At 64.6% G+C, this 17,971-nt stretch carries 14 protein-coding genes and 1 pseudogene; 9 read left to right on the top strand and 6 right to left on the bottom strand.

All coding sequences use genetic code 11. The features are described from left to right. Positions 1-139 precede the first annotated feature (139 nt). Together VDQ28_RS00810 and VDQ28_RS00805 are read right to left on the bottom strand one after the other, a co-directional pair. Positions 140-970 (bottom strand): c-type cytochrome, encoded by an 831-nt coding sequence (locus VDQ28_RS00810; RefSeq protein ID WP_323034213.1) that lies wholly within the window; start codon positions 968-970, stop codon positions 140-142. Beyond that, positions 967-1,614: a c-type cytochrome gene (locus tag VDQ28_RS00805; RefSeq protein ID WP_323034212.1), complete on the bottom strand. Its 648-nt coding sequence runs from the start codon at positions 1,612-1,614 to the stop codon at positions 967-969. Before VDQ28_RS00805 ends, VDQ28_RS00810 begins: the two co-directional genes overlap by 4 nt. Before the next feature lie 524 nt (positions 1,615-2,138). On the opposite strand from VDQ28_RS00805, the gene VDQ28_RS00800 reads away from it, so the two are divergent. The 3 genes from VDQ28_RS00800 (at position 2,139) to VDQ28_RS00790 (ending at position 3,822) form a co-directional block, all read left to right on the top strand. Further along, positions 2,139-2,663 carry a hypothetical protein gene (locus VDQ28_RS00800; RefSeq protein ID WP_323034211.1) on the top strand — a complete coding sequence of 175 codons (525 nt, stop codon included), beginning with the start codon at positions 2,139-2,141 and terminating at the stop codon, positions 2,661-2,663. A 137-nt stretch (positions 2,664-2,800) separates the two neighbouring features. Then, the gene (locus tag VDQ28_RS00795) at positions 2,801-3,223 is read left to right on the top strand and encodes a PEP-CTERM sorting domain-containing protein (RefSeq protein WP_323034210.1); all 423 of its coding nucleotides are present in this window, start codon (positions 2,801-2,803) and stop codon (positions 3,221-3,223) included. A 137-nt stretch (positions 3,224-3,360) separates the two neighbouring features. Next, complete coding sequence (locus VDQ28_RS00790) at positions 3,361-3,822, top strand: hypothetical protein (RefSeq protein WP_323034209.1); 462 nt, start codon at positions 3,361-3,363, stop codon at positions 3,820-3,822. A 114-nt stretch (positions 3,823-3,936) separates the two neighbouring features. Here the strand turns inward: VDQ28_RS00790 and VDQ28_RS00785 are convergent, their stop codons facing one another. Next, positions 3,937-4,980: a DMT family transporter gene (locus VDQ28_RS00785; protein ID WP_323034208.1), complete on the bottom strand. Its 1,044-nt coding sequence runs from the start codon at positions 4,978-4,980 to the stop codon at positions 3,937-3,939. 114 nt (positions 4,981-5,094) lie between these two features. Between VDQ28_RS00785 and VDQ28_RS00780 the strand changes: the two genes are divergently transcribed. Both VDQ28_RS00780 and VDQ28_RS00775 read left to right on the top strand, forming a co-directional pair. Continuing rightward, on the top strand, positions 5,095-5,610 hold the full coding sequence (locus tag VDQ28_RS00780) for a disulfide bond formation protein B (RefSeq protein WP_323034207.1): 516 nt from the start codon (positions 5,095-5,097) through the stop codon (positions 5,608-5,610). Further along, positions 5,607-6,263 carry a DsbA family protein gene (locus tag VDQ28_RS00775; RefSeq protein ID WP_323034206.1) on the top strand — a complete coding sequence of 219 codons (657 nt, stop codon included), beginning with the start codon at positions 5,607-5,609 and terminating at the stop codon, positions 6,261-6,263. The genes VDQ28_RS00780 and VDQ28_RS00775 overlap by 4 nt, the downstream gene beginning before the upstream one ends. 9 nt (positions 6,264-6,272) lie before the next feature. Here VDQ28_RS00775 and VDQ28_RS00770 read toward each other — a convergent pair whose 3' ends face one another. From VDQ28_RS00770 to VDQ28_RS00760, 3 genes and pseudogenes are all read right to left on the bottom strand, one after another. Beyond that, positions 6,273-7,787, bottom strand: coding sequence for a heavy metal sensor histidine kinase (locus VDQ28_RS00770; protein ID WP_323034205.1), 1,515 nt, complete (start codon positions 7,785-7,787; stop codon positions 6,273-6,275). Positions 7,788-7,789: 2 nt separating this feature from the next. Beyond that, positions 7,790-8,473: pseudogene (locus tag VDQ28_RS00765) on the bottom strand (heavy metal response regulator transcription factor). 91 nt (positions 8,474-8,564) lie between these two features. After that, a complete protein-coding gene (locus VDQ28_RS00760; protein WP_323034203.1) occupies positions 8,565-10,034 on the bottom strand; it encodes a hypothetical protein in 1,470 nt (489 codons plus the stop codon). A gap of 326 nt (positions 10,035-10,360) precedes the next feature. On the opposite strand from VDQ28_RS00760, the gene VDQ28_RS00755 reads away from it, so the two are divergent. The 4 genes from VDQ28_RS00755 (at position 10,361) to VDQ28_RS00740 (ending at position 17,778) form a co-directional block, all read left to right on the top strand. Then, entirely contained in the window at positions 10,361-10,708 is a 348-nt protein-coding gene (locus tag VDQ28_RS00755) for a copper-binding protein (RefSeq protein ID WP_323034202.1), read from the top strand. A 980-nt stretch (positions 10,709-11,688) separates the two neighbouring features. Next, entirely contained in the window at positions 11,689-12,996 is a 1,308-nt protein-coding gene (locus VDQ28_RS00750) for a TolC family protein (protein WP_323034201.1), read from the top strand. After that, positions 12,993-14,561 (top strand): efflux RND transporter periplasmic adaptor subunit, encoded by a 1,569-nt coding sequence (locus VDQ28_RS00745; RefSeq protein ID WP_323034200.1) that lies wholly within the window; start codon positions 12,993-12,995, stop codon positions 14,559-14,561. Before VDQ28_RS00750 ends, VDQ28_RS00745 begins: the two co-directional genes overlap by 4 nt. Positions 14,562-14,616: 55 nt before the next feature. Continuing rightward, a complete protein-coding gene (locus tag VDQ28_RS00740; protein WP_323034240.1) occupies positions 14,617-17,778 on the top strand; it encodes an efflux RND transporter permease subunit in 3,162 nt (1,053 codons plus the stop codon). The last annotated feature ends 193 nt before the right edge of the window (positions 17,779-17,971 follow it).

Genomic DNA, 17,971 nt, shown 5'->3' with positions numbered 1-17,971 from the left:
TCTAGTCCGGCAACATGAACTCACGCTGAACACGGATAGCGTCATTTATGCTCGACACCCTTGCCCAGCATCTGCCCGTTAACGATTTCACCGTATAGATTCACCCCGTCCTTGGCGTGGTACTTGTCGCGAGTTTTTTCTATCCGAGCCATCGATCAAGCGCGGGTCCTGGGGGTCGTTCGTGGCTGTTCATGAATGCCGCCACATGCCAGGCGTCCTCATCCGACAAACTGCGGCCTTTGCCCAAGGGCATGTTCTCCTTGATGAACGCCGCAGCGGTATTGATGCGGTGCATGCCTGCACCCCAATTGAACGAATCTGCCCCCCATAGCGGCGGGAACACGTAGTCCTCGCCAGATTTCTGCCCTTCCCCGCTGTCTCCATGGCACACCGCGCACTGTGCAGCGTAGATATGCTCTCCCTTTGCGAGGTCAAATCCGCCTTCGGGTTGCGGCACTTTCGGGTAGGCACGGCCGGGCAACTCCTGCCCGGTGGGCGCGCCGCTTGCGAGCCAATAGGAATAGGCCGACAGGGCTGCGATCACGCGACCGTTCGCTTCCGGTGCCTTGCCGTTCATGCTGAACTGAAAACATCCTTGCAGCCGTTCGGCGTAGCTGTTCACCTTGTCGTTCTTCTTCCGGTACGCCGGATACATGGGGTAAGCCGCCCACAGCGGGGCGGAATTGGCTTTTCGGCCCTGTTCAAGGTGACAGTTGGTGCACACGAGGCCGTTGCCTACATATTCGGGCGCGTGCTTTTTTGTGTGAACGAAGATGGCGCGGCCCTCCTGTACCAGCTTTCCAAACGCGTTGTCCGGGAGGTCCCTTTCCTTGGGCGGCTGAAAATACCCGTCGCGAGTTGGGTCACCCGCTGCGCTGAGGATTTCCGACTGATCGTCCATCGCGATCTCTTCGGCGTTAGCAGTCATGGCAAATGCGATCAGCAACAGGGCGCTTGTGCGAGCTTTCATCGTCCTGCTCCTGATTCGGTCAAGTTCGCGAAGTACGCCGAGACGGCAGTGATCTCGCCCTCAGTGAGGCTGCGGGCGATGTGCCCCATCAGGTCGTTCGGATCATTCTTGCGCATGCCCTGCTGCCAGGCGATCAACTGCGAAGACAGGTACTGGGCGGACTGCCCCACAAGTGGCGGAAAAGCTTTGCCGACACCCACCCCGCTGGGCCCGTGGCAGGCCACGCACTCAGGAATGTTGCGCTCCCACGCGCCACGCAATGCAAGCACGGCGCCAGTCTCCTGGGCGGCAGCAGCGCGGCTGATCCGTTCGACTTGCGGTCTGGGCTTGTTGGCGAGCATCGTAATGACGGCGTTGGCTTCCTCGGTGCTCAAGGCCGCTGCAAGAGGCTGCATGATCGGATTGGCGCGCTCACCGGAAGCGAAATCGGCCAGCTGTTTTTTCAAGTAGTCGGCGGACAGACCAGCGAGGCGCGGAAACCCGGCCGCGGCCATTCCCTCACCGTCGGCACCATGGCAGGTGACACACGCCATCGCGGCAGGATTGGCGCCCCCACTACTATAGACAGTGGCCGGATCGGCGGCCTGACCAGATACGCAAACCGCTAAGAGAAGCCCTGCGACGGGCCAGCGAGTGGCGCTCATGTAGCCTCCATGTTGTTGCCCAGGCGACGGCACAGGGGCGCTGGGTCGTGGTTCAAGGCTTCGCGGACAGCGCCCTCCAGCCCGGATTAAACCAATCCGCAAGCAGCTCGATGTTGTTGTAGCCCCCCGCTGATTTCACCCGTCAAGCTCAGGTTCGCAGCAAGCTGTTCATCCACCTTAGACGAAATGCTTTCGATCGGCTCCAGTTTGTCCGCCTTACGTCAGCTCCGCCCCCACTCGATCCACTTGCCGCTGTGTGTTCAGCGCGGCGCTCAAAAGTGTCGAAAATTTTTACACATTGGCGTTTCTCAGTCCTTTGCAGGCGGCAGTTCGGCTTGCGTTCAAACGCTGTGGAAAATGCAAAACGCATTTAACGTACTGATTATTAGAATCTATTTTCCGCACTAGACGAAATGCCATTCCTTGACCGTGAATTTCGGCACGTTTCGTGCTTAATGTTGATCGGTGGCAAATTGATGATTAATTGCCTGCCGCTCAACAAGCCCCCCACGGAGATTTAGTCGATGTATCCCCAAAATAAGAAATCCAAGCGCGTCAGCCCTGTACGCCTTGCAGTGACCGGCGCATTCCTGACCGCAGGTCTGGCACTCGGCTCCTCCGCCCAGGCCAGCTTGATGTTCAGCTTCGACTACAGTGGCAACGCTGCGGGCGTGGGGTTCCTGGACGCGACGCAAGGCACCGCCCGCCAAAACGCCTTGACGCTGGCCGGCACCAAGTTCTCGGAGCTGTTTGGTACCTACTTCAGCGACTCGGCAACGATCGTGATGGCGGTGACGTCGTCGGACAACCCGAGTAGCACCACCCTGGCATCCGCGGGCTCGCAACTCACGTGGCAAGGTAGTACCGGATTCACGCTCGGCGAAGTGGTCCAGCAGAAGCTGCAGTCCGGTGGCGTCACCGACCTCAACGGCGCTGCCGCCGACGGTCAAGTGGATGTCAAACTTTGCCAACCTCTGGGAACTCGACTACAACACCGAACCCGCGACCAACGTCTGAGAACTTCTACTCGACGCTGTTCCACGAGTTAACGCATGCGATTGGATTCACGAGCACGATTTCCCAGGCCGGCCGGGACGTTTATGGGTATGGAAGTGAGGACCCTGCAGTAGATGCTGGTACGTGGAACAAGTTCGACAGTTTTCTGGTTCAATGCGGCGGCGCGAACGTGATCGATTCTTCATCACGTATCAATCAGGCCGTATGGGATGCTGCCAGTGTGGGTGATGGCTCACCCAATGGCCTCTGCTTCAATGGCGGCAATGCCGTGCTTGCCAACGGCGGCAACCTGATCGAGCTGTACTCGCCGAATCCCTGGGCGGAAGGCAGCAGCGGTAGTCACCTCAACACCAACAACCCGCAATTCACGGGCAGCCCGCAAAACCTCGGGTCGATGATGCGCCACAACGGCGCCGACGGCTCTTACGATACGCGGAGCTACTCGCCCATTGAAGTCGGCATGCTGACAGATCTGGGTTACACCCGGAACATCCCGCCGACCAACAACGTCCCCGAACCCGGCACGCTGGCCTTGCTGCTGGCCAGTCTGGCGGGTACCTCCTTGATCCGCCGTCGCAACAAGAAGGCATGAGCCATCTGACCGTGTCAGCGGGGTCCCGGAAACGGGGCCCCGTTTTGTGGTCCACGCGCCGCATCAACTTTGGGGCCCTGTACAGACCATGCGTTCTGATCATGTGTCTGGTGGGTCTTTTGTCGGGAGCCGGCGCGATGGCGAATCAGAGTAGCGTGAGCCTTGACGGGCCGCCGAAGTCGTATCCGATCGAAGACGTGGCTGTGCGAGTCCACATCCAGGGCGCCCGAGGCTTGGCAATGCCACAGATCACGCTGAATGGAAACGGAACCGGCACACTGGAGCGTGATCAGCAGACATCATCGTTTGCCTACCCATCCAAGGATCTGCTGGTGCTCATGAATGCCTTGTATCGCATCCATTTCTTCGGCTTGCAGGATGACCCGGGCGTAACCTATTCGATCTTTCTGCGCGACGACGGCATGGTGGTGACGCAGGCGCTGAAAATGAGTGATGTGGGCAGCACCCGCGTCTGTTTCTCAGCCGGCAGCTACGAGAAATGCGTCACCTACGTGGGTGATGGACCCGCCGAGCTGAGCGACATCGTGCGCACCGTGGTCACGCAAGCCGAGCGACTGGCAGGTGTTCCTGCCAAATAGGCCCTGTGCAGGCCCTGCGCACGCGGCCGCGAGCCGCCCAGCAAGGCCAGTGAGGCCACTGGGTGCGATCGAGGATTGACCACTGCAAGCGCTGCTGTCGATGTGTTTTGCGATTCAGTGCTTGTGGCGGTGGTGGGTGTCCGGGAAGTGCGGATGCTTGTGCACCAGCGCTTCGTGCCGGTGCCAGTGCTCGTGGGCTTCGTCGCCGTTCCAGTCGAAATCGTGTTGGTGGCGATGATGCGCGTCGTGAACATGGCGGTGGCTGTGTTCCATCGGCTCATGAATGTGTTCGTGCTCGTGGTGCTCGGTGAGATGCAGCCACACCCCCCAGCCCATCAGCGCGGCCGCGAGCCAGAACGCGACCGAGGTCGATTCGCCCAGCAATGCCAGCGAGACCGCCGTGCCGATGAAGGGTGCGATCGAGAAATAGGCGCCGGTGCGCGCGGTGCCGAGTCCGCGCAAGGCCAGTACGAAAAAGACGAGGCTGATGCCGTAGCCCAGCAGTCCAACGCTCAGGGTCCCGACCAGGACCAAGGCGGCCGGCAGGCTGGCGCCAAGTGCGAGCGCGAGCCCCGCATTGACGACCCCCGCCATCGCGCCCTTGGTGCCGGCGATGAAGAGCGCATCCGAGGCCGAAACGCGTCTTGTAAGGTTGTTGTCGATCGCCCAGCACAGGCAGGCGCCAACGATCGCCAGCGGCCCCAGCCAATCCGTCGCCCCACCCTGCCCGTCCGGCCACGCCAGCATTACGCCACCGGCCACGATGGCGAGCATCCCGAGCACGATGCGGCGGTCCGCGTTCTCCTTGAACACGACCCAGGCGATGACGGCGGTCAGCACCGCCTCGAGATTGAGCAGCAGCGAGGCAGTCGAAGCGCTCGTGTGCATAAGGCCGAACATGAGCGCGAGCGGGCCGAGGACGCCGCCAAAGAAAATTGCGCCCAGCAGCCAGGGCCATTCCCCCGTCGTCAGGCCCGACGGCTTCCAGCCCCGATCCCGCAGCAAGCGGGCAAGCACCAACCCAAAGCCGCTGCCGAGGTAAAGCAGACCCGCGAGCAGCCACGGCGACACCTCGCCTAGCAGCAGCTTGGCGAACGGCGTGCTCGCGCCAAACAGGGCGGCGGCGAGTAGTGCGTGGATGACCGAGGTGTTTTTCATCGTTGGAGCGCCAGTGAGACCTTGGACAAGGCCTTGCGGAAACGAGCCGAGTCTACAAGCACATCCTGTCATGGCACGCATGTGCCGACACGGTGCGGAAACGAGCAAAGCCAAATGACCGCCCTGCCCCGGTTAGAATCCGTCGCCATGTACCGCAAGCCTGCGGTTTCTTGCATATCCGCTTGTGGCAATCGAGATCGTTCAATGCATAACAAACAAACGCACTGGTGGTGGCTGATGGCCGCCTGGGCGGTCGCGCTGGTATCCACCCTGGGCGCCCTGTTCCTCGGTGAGGTGATGGGCATGACACCCTGTGTGCTGTGCTGGTATCAACGGATCTTCATGTTTCCGCTGCCCATCATCCTGGGCATCGCCGTGTTTGCCGAAGACCGCAGTGGTGCGCTCTACGCCCTGCCCTTCGCCGTCGGTGGTGTCACCCTGGCGGGCTATCACACCGCCCTGGTCGCCGGCTGGGTGCCGCAGTGGTGGATCCCTTGCGGCAGCGGGCCTTCGTGCAGCCAGCAAGCCCTGGTCATCTTCGACGACATCCAGCTGCCCTGGCTTTCGCTCGCCGCCTTCGTGGCAATCACCCTTACCCTCACGCTCTATCTGAAAAGGACTCGTACATGAACGCAAGAAAAATAGGGGCACTCGCCGTGCTGGTCGTCCTCGGCCTGGCCTTCTACTTCGGCATGAACGCCTATCGCGATCAAACTCAAGCCGAGCAGGACGCCCGCGTTGTTGTGGAAAAGAGCCGCCTGGTGCGCATGCATAGCCCGATCATCGGACCCCAGAGCGCGCCGGTCACGATCGTGGAGTTCTTCGACCCCGCCTGTGAGACCTGCCGCGCCTTCTACCCCATCGTCAAGCAGATCATGGCCCAGCACCCCGGCCAGGTGCGCCTCGCGCTGCGCTATGCGCCCTTCCATCAAGGCTCGGACCAGGTGATCAAATTGCTCGAAGCCGCGCGCAAGCAAGGCCTCTACACCCCGGTACTGGAAGCGCTGCTGGCTGCGCAGCCGGAGTGGGCCGACCATGTGGCGCCCAATCTCGATGTTGCCTTCAAGATCGCCCAGGACGCCGGCCTCGATCTGGCGCGCGCCAGGCAGGACATGGAAACCCCCGAGATTCAAGCGGTGCTGGCACAGGATGTGGAAGACCTGACCGCGCTCCAGGTCAGACAGACACCCACCTTCTTCGTCAACGGCAGCAGCCTGCCCAGCTTTGGTCCGGAGCAACTTGCACGCCTGGTGGACGAAGCGGTGGCGAAGGCGGGGCGTTGATCGGATTTCTTAAGGTCGCCGACCTTTTTGCATCGACCGCCGTGGTGGAGATTCGTGCTTAAGTCTCCGTCGCTGTCTCAAGCCCCGGAAGGTGCTGGTCGAAGCGGCAAGCTGATCGTGAACGTGGTCGTCCCCGCGTTTTGAGCGCGCCAGCACCTCGCCGCCGTGCGCCTGCGCGATCAAACGCGTGATGGCCAGCCCCAGCCCGGCGCCTTCGCCATGGCGCTCGCGCAGACTGCTGCCGCGGTGGAAGCGGTCGAAGATGCGCTCGAGCTGATCGGGCGCGATGGGATCACCCACGTTGACTACGCTGAGCCCAACCGCAGCGCCGTCCGCTGCGATGTCGATGGCGATCGTGATCTGTCCGCCGTCGGGCGTATGGCGCAGCGCGTTCGACAGCAGATTCGACAGCGCACGCCGCAGCATCAACCGGTCGCCAGCCACCACCGCCGTGCCGCTCCGCACGATGCGGATGCGGTGCTCCTCGGCCAGCGCTTCGTAGAAATCGATAAGTGCGTCCGCCTCGCGCGCAAGGTCGATCGGTGCGCTGTCTTGCGCCAGCGTGTTGTGCTCCGCCTTGGCAAGGAAGAGCATGTCGCTCACCATGCGTGCGATGCGCTCGTACTCCTCAATATTTGAAGCCAGGATGTCCTGATATTCATCGTTCGAGCGCGGCCTGGATAGCGCAACCTGAGTCTGAGTCATCAGGTTCGAGATCGGTGTGCGCAGTTCGTGGGCAATGTCGGCCGAATAGTCGGCCAGACGCTGAAAGGCCGCCTCCAGCCGCTCGAGCATGCCGTTGAAGGCTTCGACGTGCTCGCGCACCTCGCGCGGCGCATCGTTCTCGTTGAGTCGCTGTCCCAATTGCTGCGCCGAAAGCGCGCTTGCGGTTGCGGTCACCCGGCGCAAGGGCGCAAGCCCCCGGTGCGCCGCAAACCAGCCGACCAGAGCGGCAATGAAGGCCGCAATGGCCACGCCCGCCCAGGTCGCGTTGCGAACCGAGGCTAGGAAGTGCGTGTGATGTGATAGGTCAAGGGCGACGAGCGCGTCCAGAGCGTCTGCCGTGTCCGAGTCTGTCGGGTGCTGTGGCAGCTTGATTCGAACCTCCAGCCCCCGATGCGGGCGTCCATCGACCTCCCAGTTTGTGACGGCTTGGGGAGGATGGCTTGCGCCCAATTGTTCGGACCTGAGCTGCTCGGGGGTGAAATGCTCGGGATGGATGACTCCAAGCACGCGACCATCGAGCGCACGCAACAGGACGCCGACGTTGTCGTGTCCGACGAAGGAATTTTCCAGTGCGGCCATCCGCCCCGAGCTTGCGCTGGGGAGGCTGTCGCCTTGCAAGGCAGTGCGGATGAGCGTGAGCTTGCCCTGCAGCTCATGCACATCCAGCTCCTGGAAGTGTGTATCGAGCATGCGCCCGAAGAAGATCCCCGCGATCACGAGCAAGCCTGCGCTCAGCGTGGCGAAAAGGATCGCCAGGCGCGCGGTCAGCGACACCGGTTGCGACAGCGATCGGCGCATGCTCAGACCGGCTCCATCGACTCGAGCACATAGCCCATGCCGCGCACCGTGCGGATCAGCTTGGGCTCGAAGGCGTCGTCCACCTTCGCCCGCAGCCTGCGCACCGCCACCTCAATGACGTTGGTGTCGCTGTCGAAGTTCATGTCCCATACCTGCGAAGCGATGAGGGAGCGCGGCAGCACTTCGCCCTGGCGGCGCAGCAGCAATTCAAGCAACGCAAATTCCTTGGCGGTCAGATCGATGCGCTGACCATCACGGATTACCCGTCGCCGCAGCAGATCCAGCTCCAGGTTGGCCGAGCGCAGGGTCTCGGGCTCACTGATACGCCCGCGGCGCAGCAATGTGCGCACGCGTGCGAGGAACTCCGCGAAGGCAAAAGGTTTGACGAGGTAGTCGTCCGCTCCCAGTTCGAGACCCCGCACCCGATCCGCCACCTCATCACGCGCGGTCAGAAACAGCACCGGCGTCTCGCGCCCGCCGTGCCGCAGCTTCTGCAGCACGTCCCAGCCGTCCAGGGACGGCAACATGACGTCGAGCGGACGATCAGGTGGTGCGCATCCAGTGCCAGGTGAAGCCCATCGAGGCCATCCAGTGCCAGGTGAAGCCCACGGCCGCCCGGCCCGCCAGGTCAACCACATGGCCGGCCTCCATGATAGGCCTTGGCGCAGATAGTCACCCGTCTTCATCTCGTCTTCGACGACTCAGGAACTGAGTCCCCCCCCAATCTCGTCATTTTCATGCTGGGCCGGGGCCCCCACCCCCACCCAACCTAGAAACTTAAATTATAGGGAAGAAAGGGGCATACGTGCTCCCGCATCCGACGCATTCGAGCACTTTGGCCTCGCCCAATGGCAATGGCCGCATTGGGTCCCGTTCCGCTGCGCCAGACCCATCGGCGCGCTCGGGAGCGGCGTCCTCGTCGCCGCACACGCAGGCCTGGGCACTACCCGCCCAATGCATCGACAGCGCTGAACACAGCGGCGCAAAGCCACCGCCGGGCGTGCGGAAGTTGGTGGTCTGCCCCTGATACAGCCGGGCGGCCACCCACTGCACCGCGCCGTCGTAGGTGTAGGCGCGAAGGTCGAACTTCATGGGCTTGGTAGCCGGCTCATTGTCGGCGCCGCCCACCCGTCTCTCCCCCGGCGCGGCAATGGCCTGCGCGACGTAGTCACCGGCCAGGATGTCCTGCCACACCCGCTTTGTCAGCTTGTCGCCGCGGTAGGTCGCACGGCTGCCAAAGCCGGCCACGGGCTTGAAGAACAGACCGCGGCGCGCGTCCCACAGGCGCTGTGCAGCGGCGGCAGCGACTACTTCGGTGCGCGGCACATGCTCGAGCAGGACCTGCTGCGTGGCAGGCGGCACGCCCAGTGCCTGCAGTCGCGCGGCATCGCTGAACAGCACCAGGTGGCGCTTGTCGGCATACAGCGCATGGGCCTGCGGGTGCGGCGTCAGCACGATCGCGTGCTGCAGATAAGCTTCGCGCAACGCGGCGCTGCTGGCCTGCTCGAGATAGAAATCGGTGAGCCGGTTGTACACCAGATCGATGGCCAGCTCGCCGTGCCACAGCACGCCGTCGCGCCATTCCAGCGCGGCGGGATCGGCGATCACCGCGCGCAGGCCATGGCGCTCGAACAGCTGCTGGAAAAGCAGGAACTCGGGGTAGAGGTACTGCCCTTCAGGCGCATCATCGACGATGGCGATGCTCGCCAGCGGCCGCGCCAAGGCGTTCGGACCGGCCAGACCGGACACACGCCATTCATGGCGAAACATGTCGACGATGCCTTGCTCGAACGCAGCCACGTCGGCCAGCGTGGGCGCCATCTCACCCACCTCCGCGCAGCACGCTCGCTGTGCCCGCGCCAGCACCGCGTTGAGCATCGCCCCGCCGGCGTTGGTATTGATCTCGATCAGCCCCAGGCGACCTTGACTTAGGTGAAAGTCGTAGCCGAAGAAGACCCCCAGCGGCCCAGCTGCTCTCATGCGGGCGATCGCCGGCGCACCAGCCAGCACCTGCTCCCGATACGCCGGTAAGGCCACCACCGATTCAACGGCCTGCATCACCTGCGCCATGCGCTGCAACTGCGACCTCGCCACGAACACCGGTCGTGCCGCAAAGAGAAACGGACAGCGCTGTCGAACCATTTGCGCAAGGCCCGGTTGTCCAAGTTCGGAGTCGAGTGCGCGCGCCAGCGCGTCGGGGTCGAGGCTGAGGCAGAAGCACGCGCTGTTGAGCGCGTCGATGGGCAAGCCAGGGTGCGGCGATGACATGACAGTGTTCACGCTTGGGTGGGAATGCTGATTGTGGGGGAAGTTGGGCGCCGATGTCGTTTTCAGACGACGAAGCAGCGCAGCTCAGACGTCACGCATGCGCCAAACCGAGCGCGGTACGCGCCCGCTTCGTAGCTTTACGCCTGCACGCTTCGCGCTGCATTCAATTTTCCTCTGTGGGTGCGCACAGCACGCGAAATTACAGAAATGTAATCCGCCCGTCAGCGTCCTGTTGGTGAGCGTTTTCCATAATCAGGCGACTTTTCGCCATTTGCTCTTAGCCCTGACCCCTGGAGAAACCCAGCATGAAGAAAATCCTTGTCACCTCTGCATTGCTGACGATGCTTGGCGCGATCGCCCCTGCAGCGTTTGCGCAGGCCGATCATGGTGCACACCACGGCAGTGCGAGCGCCCCGGCCGAGGCTGAGGCCAAACTCGCCGAGGGCACGGTCAAGAAAATCGACAAGTCGGCGGGCAAGCTCACCATTGCGCACGGACCGTTGGTGACCCTCGGCATGCCGGCGATGACCATGGTGTTCCGCGCTGCCGATGCGGCCATGCTCGACCAGGTCAAGGTTGGCGACAAGATCCGCTTTGCAGCGGAAAGCGTCGGTGGCGCGCTGACGGTGACGGCGCTTGAGGCGGTGCCGTGATTTGGGGCGTGCTTGGGAAAAAGCTCGCGGCTCGCGCCGCTCCTACAGGGGCCCGACGTGGCTTCAGCGACGTGCTTGGATAAAAGCTCGCGACTTGCTTCGCTCCTACCGGGGGGTCGCTGCGGCTTCAGCGACGTGCTGGGAAAAAGCTCGCGGCTTGCGCCGCTCCTACGGGGGGTCGCTGCGGCTTCAGCGACGTGCTGGGAAAAAGCTCGCGACTTGCGTCGCTCCTACGGGGCTCCAACGTGGCTTCAACGACGCACTTGGAAAATGGCTCGCGGCTGGCGCCGGAGCCCGAAGCGGCTTCACTCCCATGTAGGAGCGGCGCGAGCCGCGAGCCTTTCGTCTTGTCCGGCCGTGATCACGCCTTCGTGCTGCCGCCGAAAGCGATGGCGGTGCGATGACGGCCCCTGCGCTAGAGGCGGTGCCGTGATTTGGAGGAGGTGGCGTACTTGGGGAAAAGCTCGCGGCTCGCGCCGCTCCTACAGGGGCCCGGCGCGGCTTCAGCGATGTGCTGGGGAAAAGCTCGCGGCTCGCGCCGCTCCTACAGGGGCCCGGCGCGGCTTCAGCGATGTGCTGGGAAAAAGCTCGCGGCTCGCGCCGCTCCTACAGGGGCCCGGCGCGGCTTCAGCGATGTGCTGGGAAAAAGCTCGCGGCTCGCGCCGCTCCTACAGGGTTCCGGCGGGGCTTCAGCGATGTGCTGGGAAAAAGCTCGCGGCTCGCGCCGCTCCTACAGGGGCCCGGTGCGGCTTCAGCGACGTGCTTGGATAAAAGCTCGCGACTTGCGTCGCTCCTACAGGGTCCTGGCGCGGCTTCAGTCTCATGTAGGAGCGGCGCGAGCCGCGAGCCTTTCGCTTGTCCCCCGCGCTCACGCCGTCGCGCTCCACACCACGACTCACCCCACCTCTCCCCCCACCCCACCACCCCACCACCCCACCACCCCACCACCCCACCACCCAAACTTGCCGGCCCTGTTCGCCATGAAACCGCGTCTGTCCCCTCTTGCCAATCACCTCGCTCGCCGCTCGGCGTTCGCCCTGCTCTTCGCCATCACCCTTGGTAGCGCGAGCGCTTTCGGCCAGGACCCGGCCGCCGCGCCCGCGCTCGGTGCCAGCGCCCTGTCCTTGATCGAGTTTGCCCGCCAAAGCAATCCCGGCTTCGCCGCCGCCCGCGCCGAAGCCGCCGCTGTGCACGAGCGCACGACACCTGCTGGCGCCTTGCCTGACCCCACTTTCGAAGTGGAGTTGATGGACGCCACCAACACCATGAACAATCGCTCGGCGTCCTTGCTGCCCGGCCAGGTGGGCCAGACGCGTTATCGCATCACCCAGCCGCTGCCCGGCTGGGGCAAACGCGAGCTGGCGGTGAAGGCCGCTGCGGCGCAGGCGATCCAGGCCGAAGCCATAGAGGACATCGCGTGGGCCGAGTTGGCGGCCAGGATCGAGACGCTGTGGCTGCGTTATTACGCGGCCGATCGGGAACTCGCCCACGGCCGCGAGGCCCTCGCCCTGCTGCAGGGGCTCGAAGACATCAGCCTCGCACGTTACAAGCTTGGCCTGCTGCCGCAGCAGGCGGTGCTGCGCATGCAGCGCGAAATCACCAGCCAACGCCTGGCACTGGTCGAGATCGAGCAGCGCCGCAAGGGTCTGGCCGCGGGCCTGAACGGGCTGCTCGGTCGCGCACACGATGCGCCGCTGGCCCTGCCGCTCGACCCTGAACCGCTCCCCGATGGTCTGGAGGCCAGCGCCCTGTTCCAGGCGGCGAGCAGCGCCAATCCCGAGGTGATCGCCGCTGCCAACGGCATCGAGGTCGCACGTGCCGAGCGTGAGCGCACCTATCGCGATCGCCTGCCGGATTTTGCCGTGGGCCTGACCAACAATCGGCCCTACGAGGGCAAAGCCTCATGGGACGTGATGTTCGAAGTGATGATCCCCTTGCAGCAATCGAGCCGACGCGCGAAGGAGCGCGAAGCGGAGTACATGCTGATGGCGGCCGAGGCGCGGCGTGAGGACGCCAGGGCCCGCGCTACCGGCGAACTCGGTAACGCCTGGTCGATGTACACCCGGGGGCGCGAGACCTTGCGCCTGCTCGATCACACCTTGCTGCCGCAGGCGCAGGCCACCCGCGATGCGAGCCGCGCAGCGCTCTCCAGCGGCACGGTCGATTTCGACAGCGTGATCGAGGCCGACCGTCAGCTCATCGACATCCGCACCCGGCGACTGCTGACCGAGCTCGATACCCGCCTCGCCCTTACCGAAATCAAGAAACTGACAGGGGAATCACAATGAGCGCTGCTGCCCGAATGACGGCGATCGCCGTGGGCCTCGCGATCGCGGCGGGTGCCGGATACTGGGTCGCACAACTGCAACAGGGCGCAGCCCAGGCGCCACTGGCTGGCGCGCCTCAGGCAGCCGCCGAGAGCGAATCGCCATCGACCGCCGAGCGCAAGATCCTCTACTACCGCAACCCGATGGGCCTGCCCGACACCTCGCCCGAGCCCAAGAAGGATTCGATGGGCATGGACTACGTCCCGGTCTATGCCGACGACCGCGCCGACGATACGGGCGTGGTCGTCGTCAGCCCGGCGCGCATGCAGACGCTGGGCGTAAAGACGGCCGAAGTCGAGCTGGGCGCGGTGGACGCCACGGTGCGTGCAAGTGGGCGGATCGAGATCGACGAGCGCAGCCAGGTGGTGGTCGCACCGCGCTTCGAGGGCTGGATCGAGCGCCTGCACGTCAACGCCGTCGGTGACCCGGTGAAGAAGGGCCAGCCGCTATTCACCGCCTACAGTCCCGAACTGCAGGCCGCAGGCGAGGAGCTGCGCATTGCCGACCGGCTGGCCGAGCAAAGTGCGGCGCATGATGCGCTCGCGAGCGCATCCGCCCGCCGTCTGGCGGCGGCGACGCGCACGCGTTTGCGCAACCTCGAAGTGGCCGGCCAGACCGGGGCGCGTCAGGTGTTCCATGCGCCGGTGAGCGGCGTCGTGCTCGACAAGCCCGCGCTCCAGGGCGGGCGCTTCATGCCTGGTGAGGCGCTGTTTCGCATCGCTGATTTGTCGAAGGTGTGGGTCATCGCCAACGTCTACGAACAGGATCTCGCCCGCGTGCACGTCGGCCAGAGCGCCTCGATCACGCTCGACGCCTTTCCGGGGCGCAGCTTCGAGGCCCGTGTCGCCTTTCTCTATCCCAGCCTCGATGCCGCCACCCGCAGCACGCCGATCAGACTCGAGCTCGACAATGCGCAAGGGCTGTTGCGCCCCGGCATGTTCGCCCAGCTCACCCTTGCCGTTGGTGACACGAGCGCAAAAACGGTGGTGCCAAGCTCGGCCATCATCGACGACGGCGCGCGCCAGATCGTGCTCATGGCGCTCCCCGAGGGCCGCTTCAAGGCGCAGCCAGTAAAACTCGGGCAGCGCGGTCGCGACCGCGTCGAAGTGCTCGAAGGCCTGACGGTGGGCGAGCGCGTCGTCGTGTCCGCCAACTTCCTCATCGATTCGGAAAGCCAGCTCAAGGCGGCCTTGTCGAATCTGGTGGCGGCCGATGGCGCCGATGCGCCGGGGGGCGCTGATCGCGCCAGCGCCACGCGCTACGAGGCAGAAGGCACGCTCGATGCCGTGGACGCCGAAACCGGCAGCCTCACCCTGACCCACGGCGAGATCCCCGCATTGAAGTGGCCTGCCATGACCATGGACTTCGCCATCGCCGACCTGGAGCGGGTGAAGGCCATCGCGCCCGGCACGGCGGTACGTTTCAGCTTCGAGGAGGGAGAGCCGGGCGAGTACATCATCACCCACATCGAAGCGGCCACAGCCGGCGCCGCAGTCCCCGCTGCCGCCCACAGCGGAGGCCACTGAGATGCCCACTCCAGTGCAGAACCCCTCCAGCGCCACGCCCGCTGCGTCAGCAGGCGTGCTCGATCGCGTCATCGACTGGTCGGCGCACAACGTCTTCCTGGTGGTGCTGGCGACGCTGTTCCTGATCGGCGGCGGGCTCTATGCAGTCAAAATGACCCCGCTCGATGCCCTGCCCGACCTGTCCGACGTGCAGGTCATCGTGTACACCGATTACCCCGGCCAGGCACCGCAGGTGGTCGAAGATCAGGTCACCTATCCACTCACCACCTCGATGCTGGCGGTGCCGCGCGCGAAGGTGGTGCGCGGCTTCTCGATGTTCGGCGCGTCCTACGTGTACGTGATCTTCGAGGACGGCACCGACATCTACTGGGCGCGCTCGCGCGTGCTGGAATACCTCAGCTCGGCCGCTGGCCGCCTGCCGCAGGGCGTGGCGCCACAGATCGGACCGGACGCCACCGGCGTGGGCTGGGTCTATCAGTACGCGGTGGTGGGCAAGGACATGAGCCTGGCCGACACGCGCAGCCTGCAGGACTGGTACGTGCGCTACCAGCTCACCAAGGCGCACGGCGTGTCCGAGGTCGCGAGCATCGGCGGCTTCGTGCGCGAGTACCAGGTCACGGTCGATCCGCTGCGCCTGGCCGGCTACGGCATCGCGCTCGACCAGGTGACGCAGGCCATCCGCGCCTCCAACCGCGACGTCGGCGGCAGGGTGATGGAGCTCGCCGAGAAGGAATACATGGTGCGCGGGCGCGGCTACCTGCGCAGCGCGGCAGACATCGGCGACATCGTGCTCAAGGCCGATCGTGGCACACCGGTGCGCGTGTCCGACGTCGCCCGCGTCGAGCTGGTGCCTGCCGAGCGGCGTGGCATCGCCGAGCTCAACGGCGAGGGCGAAGTCGCCTCGGGCATCGTCATGGCGCGCTTTGGCCAGAACGCGCTAGACGTGATCGCCAGCGTCAAGGACAAGATCGCGGAGATCACCCCCGGCCTGCCCGCGGGCGTGGACATCGTGCCGGTCTATGACCGTTCCGAGCTCATCGAGCGTGCGATCGCCAACCTCAAGTGGACCCTGTTTGAGGAGAGCCTGATCGTCGCCGCCGTGTGCGTGATCTTCCTGCTCCACGTGCGCAGCGCACTGGTGGCGATCATCACCCTGCCGCTGGGCATCCTGATCGCCTTCATTGCCATGCGCAGCCTGGGCCTGGGCTCGAACATCATGAGTCTGGGCGGAATCGCGATCGCGATCGGAGCGATGGTCGATGCGGCAGTCGTGATGATCGAGAACGCGCATAAACACATCGAGCACCTGCCCGCAGGGGCCACGCAGAAGGAGCGCGGCGCCGCGATCGTGGCCGCCTGCAAGGAGGTCGGGCCGCCGCTGTTCTTCTCCTTGCTGATCATCACCGTCTCCTTCCTGCCGGTGTTCGCGCTCGAGGGTCAGGAGGGCCGGCTGTTCTCGCCGCTCGCCTTCACCAAGACCTTCGCCATGGCCGGCGCCGCGCTGTTGTCGGTCACCCTGGTGCCGGTGCTGATGCTGTTCTTCGTGCGCGGACGCATCCTGCCCGAGGCCAGGAACCCGGTGAACCGGCTGCTGATCTGGTTGTATCGGCCCATCATCCGCGCTGTGCTGCGCTTCAAGCTCGTCACCCTCGTGCTCGCCGTGCTCGCGATGGCCGCCACCATCATCCCCGCGCGCCAGATCGGCTCGGAATTCATGCCCGCCCTCAACGAAGGCACCCTGTTCTACATGCCGGCCGCCTTGCCGGGCATGTCGGTGACCGAAGCCGGGCGCCTGCTGGCGACCACCAACCGCATCATCAAGACCTTCCCCGAGGTCGAGTTGGTCTACGGCAAGGCGGGCCGCGCCAACACCGCTACCGACCCGGCGCCGCTGGAGATGTTCGAGACCATCATCAAGCTCAAGCCGCAAGACCAGTGGCGCCCCGACATGACCACCGACAAACTCATCGCCGAGATGGACGCCGCGCTCAAGTTTCCCGGCCTGGCCAACTCGTGGACCATGCCGATCAAGGCGCGCATCGACATGCTGTCAACCGGCATCCGCACACCGGTGGGAGTCAAGGTCTTCGGCAAGGATCTGGAGACGCTGGAAAAAGTGGCGCAGTCGGTGGAGGCTGCGGTGCGCAAGGTACCGGGCGTCAGCAGTGCCTATGCAGAACGGGTTGCGGGTGGCTACTACGTGGACATCGTGCCGCGCCGTGAGCAGCTTGCCCGCTACGGCCTCACCACCGATACGGTGCAGGACGTGATCGCCACCGCACTCGGCGGCGAGACGGTGACCACCACCGTCGAGGGCCTCGAGCGTTACGGCGTGTCGGTGCGCTATGCGCGCGGCCTGCGTGACGATCCGCAGCAGCTCGCCGCCGACGTCTTCGTGCCGACCACGAACGGCCCGATCCCGCTTGGTCAGGTCGCCGACGTGCGCCTCACCCGCGGCGCGCCCGCCATCCGTACCGAGAACGCGCTGCTGGCCGCCTACGTGTACGTGGACACCCGCGACGCCGACCTCGGCGCCTTCGTCAAACGTGCGCAGCAAGTGGTCGCTGCCGAGGTCGAGTTTCCGCAGGGCTACTACGCCACCTGGAGCGGCCAGTTCGAAAACATGGAGCGCGCCAAGGAGAAGATGAAGCTCGTCATCCCGCTCACCCTGGCGCTGATCTTCGTGCTCCTCTACCTCAACTTTCGTCGCCTGGCGGAGACCCTGATCGTGATGCTGTCCGTGCCCTTCGCCCTCGTCGGTGGGGTGTGGCTGATGTGGTGGCTGGGCTACCAGATGAGCGTGGCGGTGGCGGTGGGTTTCATCGCGCTCGCGGGGGTGGCGGCCGAGACCGGCGTGATCATGCTCATCTACCTCGATCAGGCGTGGAAGGCAGTGCGTGCGCGCAGGCAGGCCGAAGGCGGCGAAGCAGGCGTCGGTGATCTCTACGAGGCGATCATGCATGGCGCGGTGGAGCGCGTGCGGCCGAAGATGATGACCGTAGTGGCGATCATGGCGGGCCTGTTGCCCATCATGTGGAGCACCGGTACCGGCAGCGAGGTCATGAGCCGCATCGCTGCACCGATGGTGGGCGGCATGGTGTCGTCAACGGTGCTCACGCTGGCGGTGATCCCGGCGCTGTATGCGCTCGTCAAGCAGTGGGAATTGCGCCGCAACGCCCGTAAAGCGCCAGCAATCGCGCTGGTGACGCAGTTGTGATGCGCGGGTACGCGGTGGGCAAGCAGCGCAGGCTTGGCCTACCCTGTAAGGGTCGGTCTGCTATGCCGCTGCGAAAGTTGATGAAGATTGCTCATGGCCTTGTCGGCGTCGCTATGGAGTTGGCGTCGGCATTTGACAAAAAAGGGGAGGCAAGGTGAATCACACGCATCCAGACGGCGACCATTCCGATCAC

Origin of the sequence: Pararhodobacter sp. (assembly GCF_034676545.1) — a bacterium.
GTDB lineage: Bacteria > Pseudomonadota > Alphaproteobacteria > Rhodobacterales > Rhodobacteraceae > Pararhodobacter.
The sequence above is the reverse complement of the archived record's forward strand: the minus strand, read 5'-3'. Positions and strand labels throughout refer to the sequence as shown.

What these genes read in the sequence shown, in the direction of transcription:
- VDQ28_RS00810 (WP_323034213.1), bottom strand. Translation starts at nt 970, where the DNA reads ATGAAAGCTCGCACAAGCGCCCTGTTGCTGATCGCATTTGCCATGACT.
- VDQ28_RS00805 (WP_323034212.1), bottom strand. Translation starts at nt 1,614, where the DNA reads ATGAGCGCCACTCGCTGGCCCGTCGCAGGGCTTCTCTTAGCGGTTTGC.
- VDQ28_RS00800 (WP_323034211.1), top strand. Translation starts at nt 2,139, where the DNA reads ATGTATCCCCAAAATAAGAAATCCAAGCGCGTCAGCCCTGTACGCCTT.
- VDQ28_RS00790 (WP_323034209.1), top strand. Translation starts at nt 3,361, where the DNA reads ATGGCGAATCAGAGTAGCGTGAGCCTTGACGGGCCGCCGAAGTCGTAT.
- VDQ28_RS00785 (WP_323034208.1), bottom strand. Translation starts at nt 4,980, where the DNA reads ATGAAAAACACCTCGGTCATCCACGCACTACTCGCCGCCGCCCTGTTT.
- VDQ28_RS00780 (WP_323034207.1), top strand. Translation starts at nt 5,095, where the DNA reads ATGACCGCCCTGCCCCGGTTAGAATCCGTCGCCATGTACCGCAAGCCT.
- VDQ28_RS00775 (WP_323034206.1), top strand. Translation starts at nt 5,607, where the DNA reads ATGAACGCAAGAAAAATAGGGGCACTCGCCGTGCTGGTCGTCCTCGGC.
- VDQ28_RS00770 (WP_323034205.1), bottom strand. Translation starts at nt 7,787, where the DNA reads ATGCGCCGATCGCTGTCGCAACCGGTGTCGCTGACCGCGCGCCTGGCG.
- VDQ28_RS00755 (WP_323034202.1), top strand. Translation starts at nt 10,361, where the DNA reads ATGAAGAAAATCCTTGTCACCTCTGCATTGCTGACGATGCTTGGCGCG.
- VDQ28_RS00750 (WP_323034201.1), top strand. Translation starts at nt 11,689, where the DNA reads ATGAAACCGCGTCTGTCCCCTCTTGCCAATCACCTCGCTCGCCGCTCG.
- VDQ28_RS00745 (WP_323034200.1), top strand. Translation starts at nt 12,993, where the DNA reads ATGAGCGCTGCTGCCCGAATGACGGCGATCGCCGTGGGCCTCGCGATC.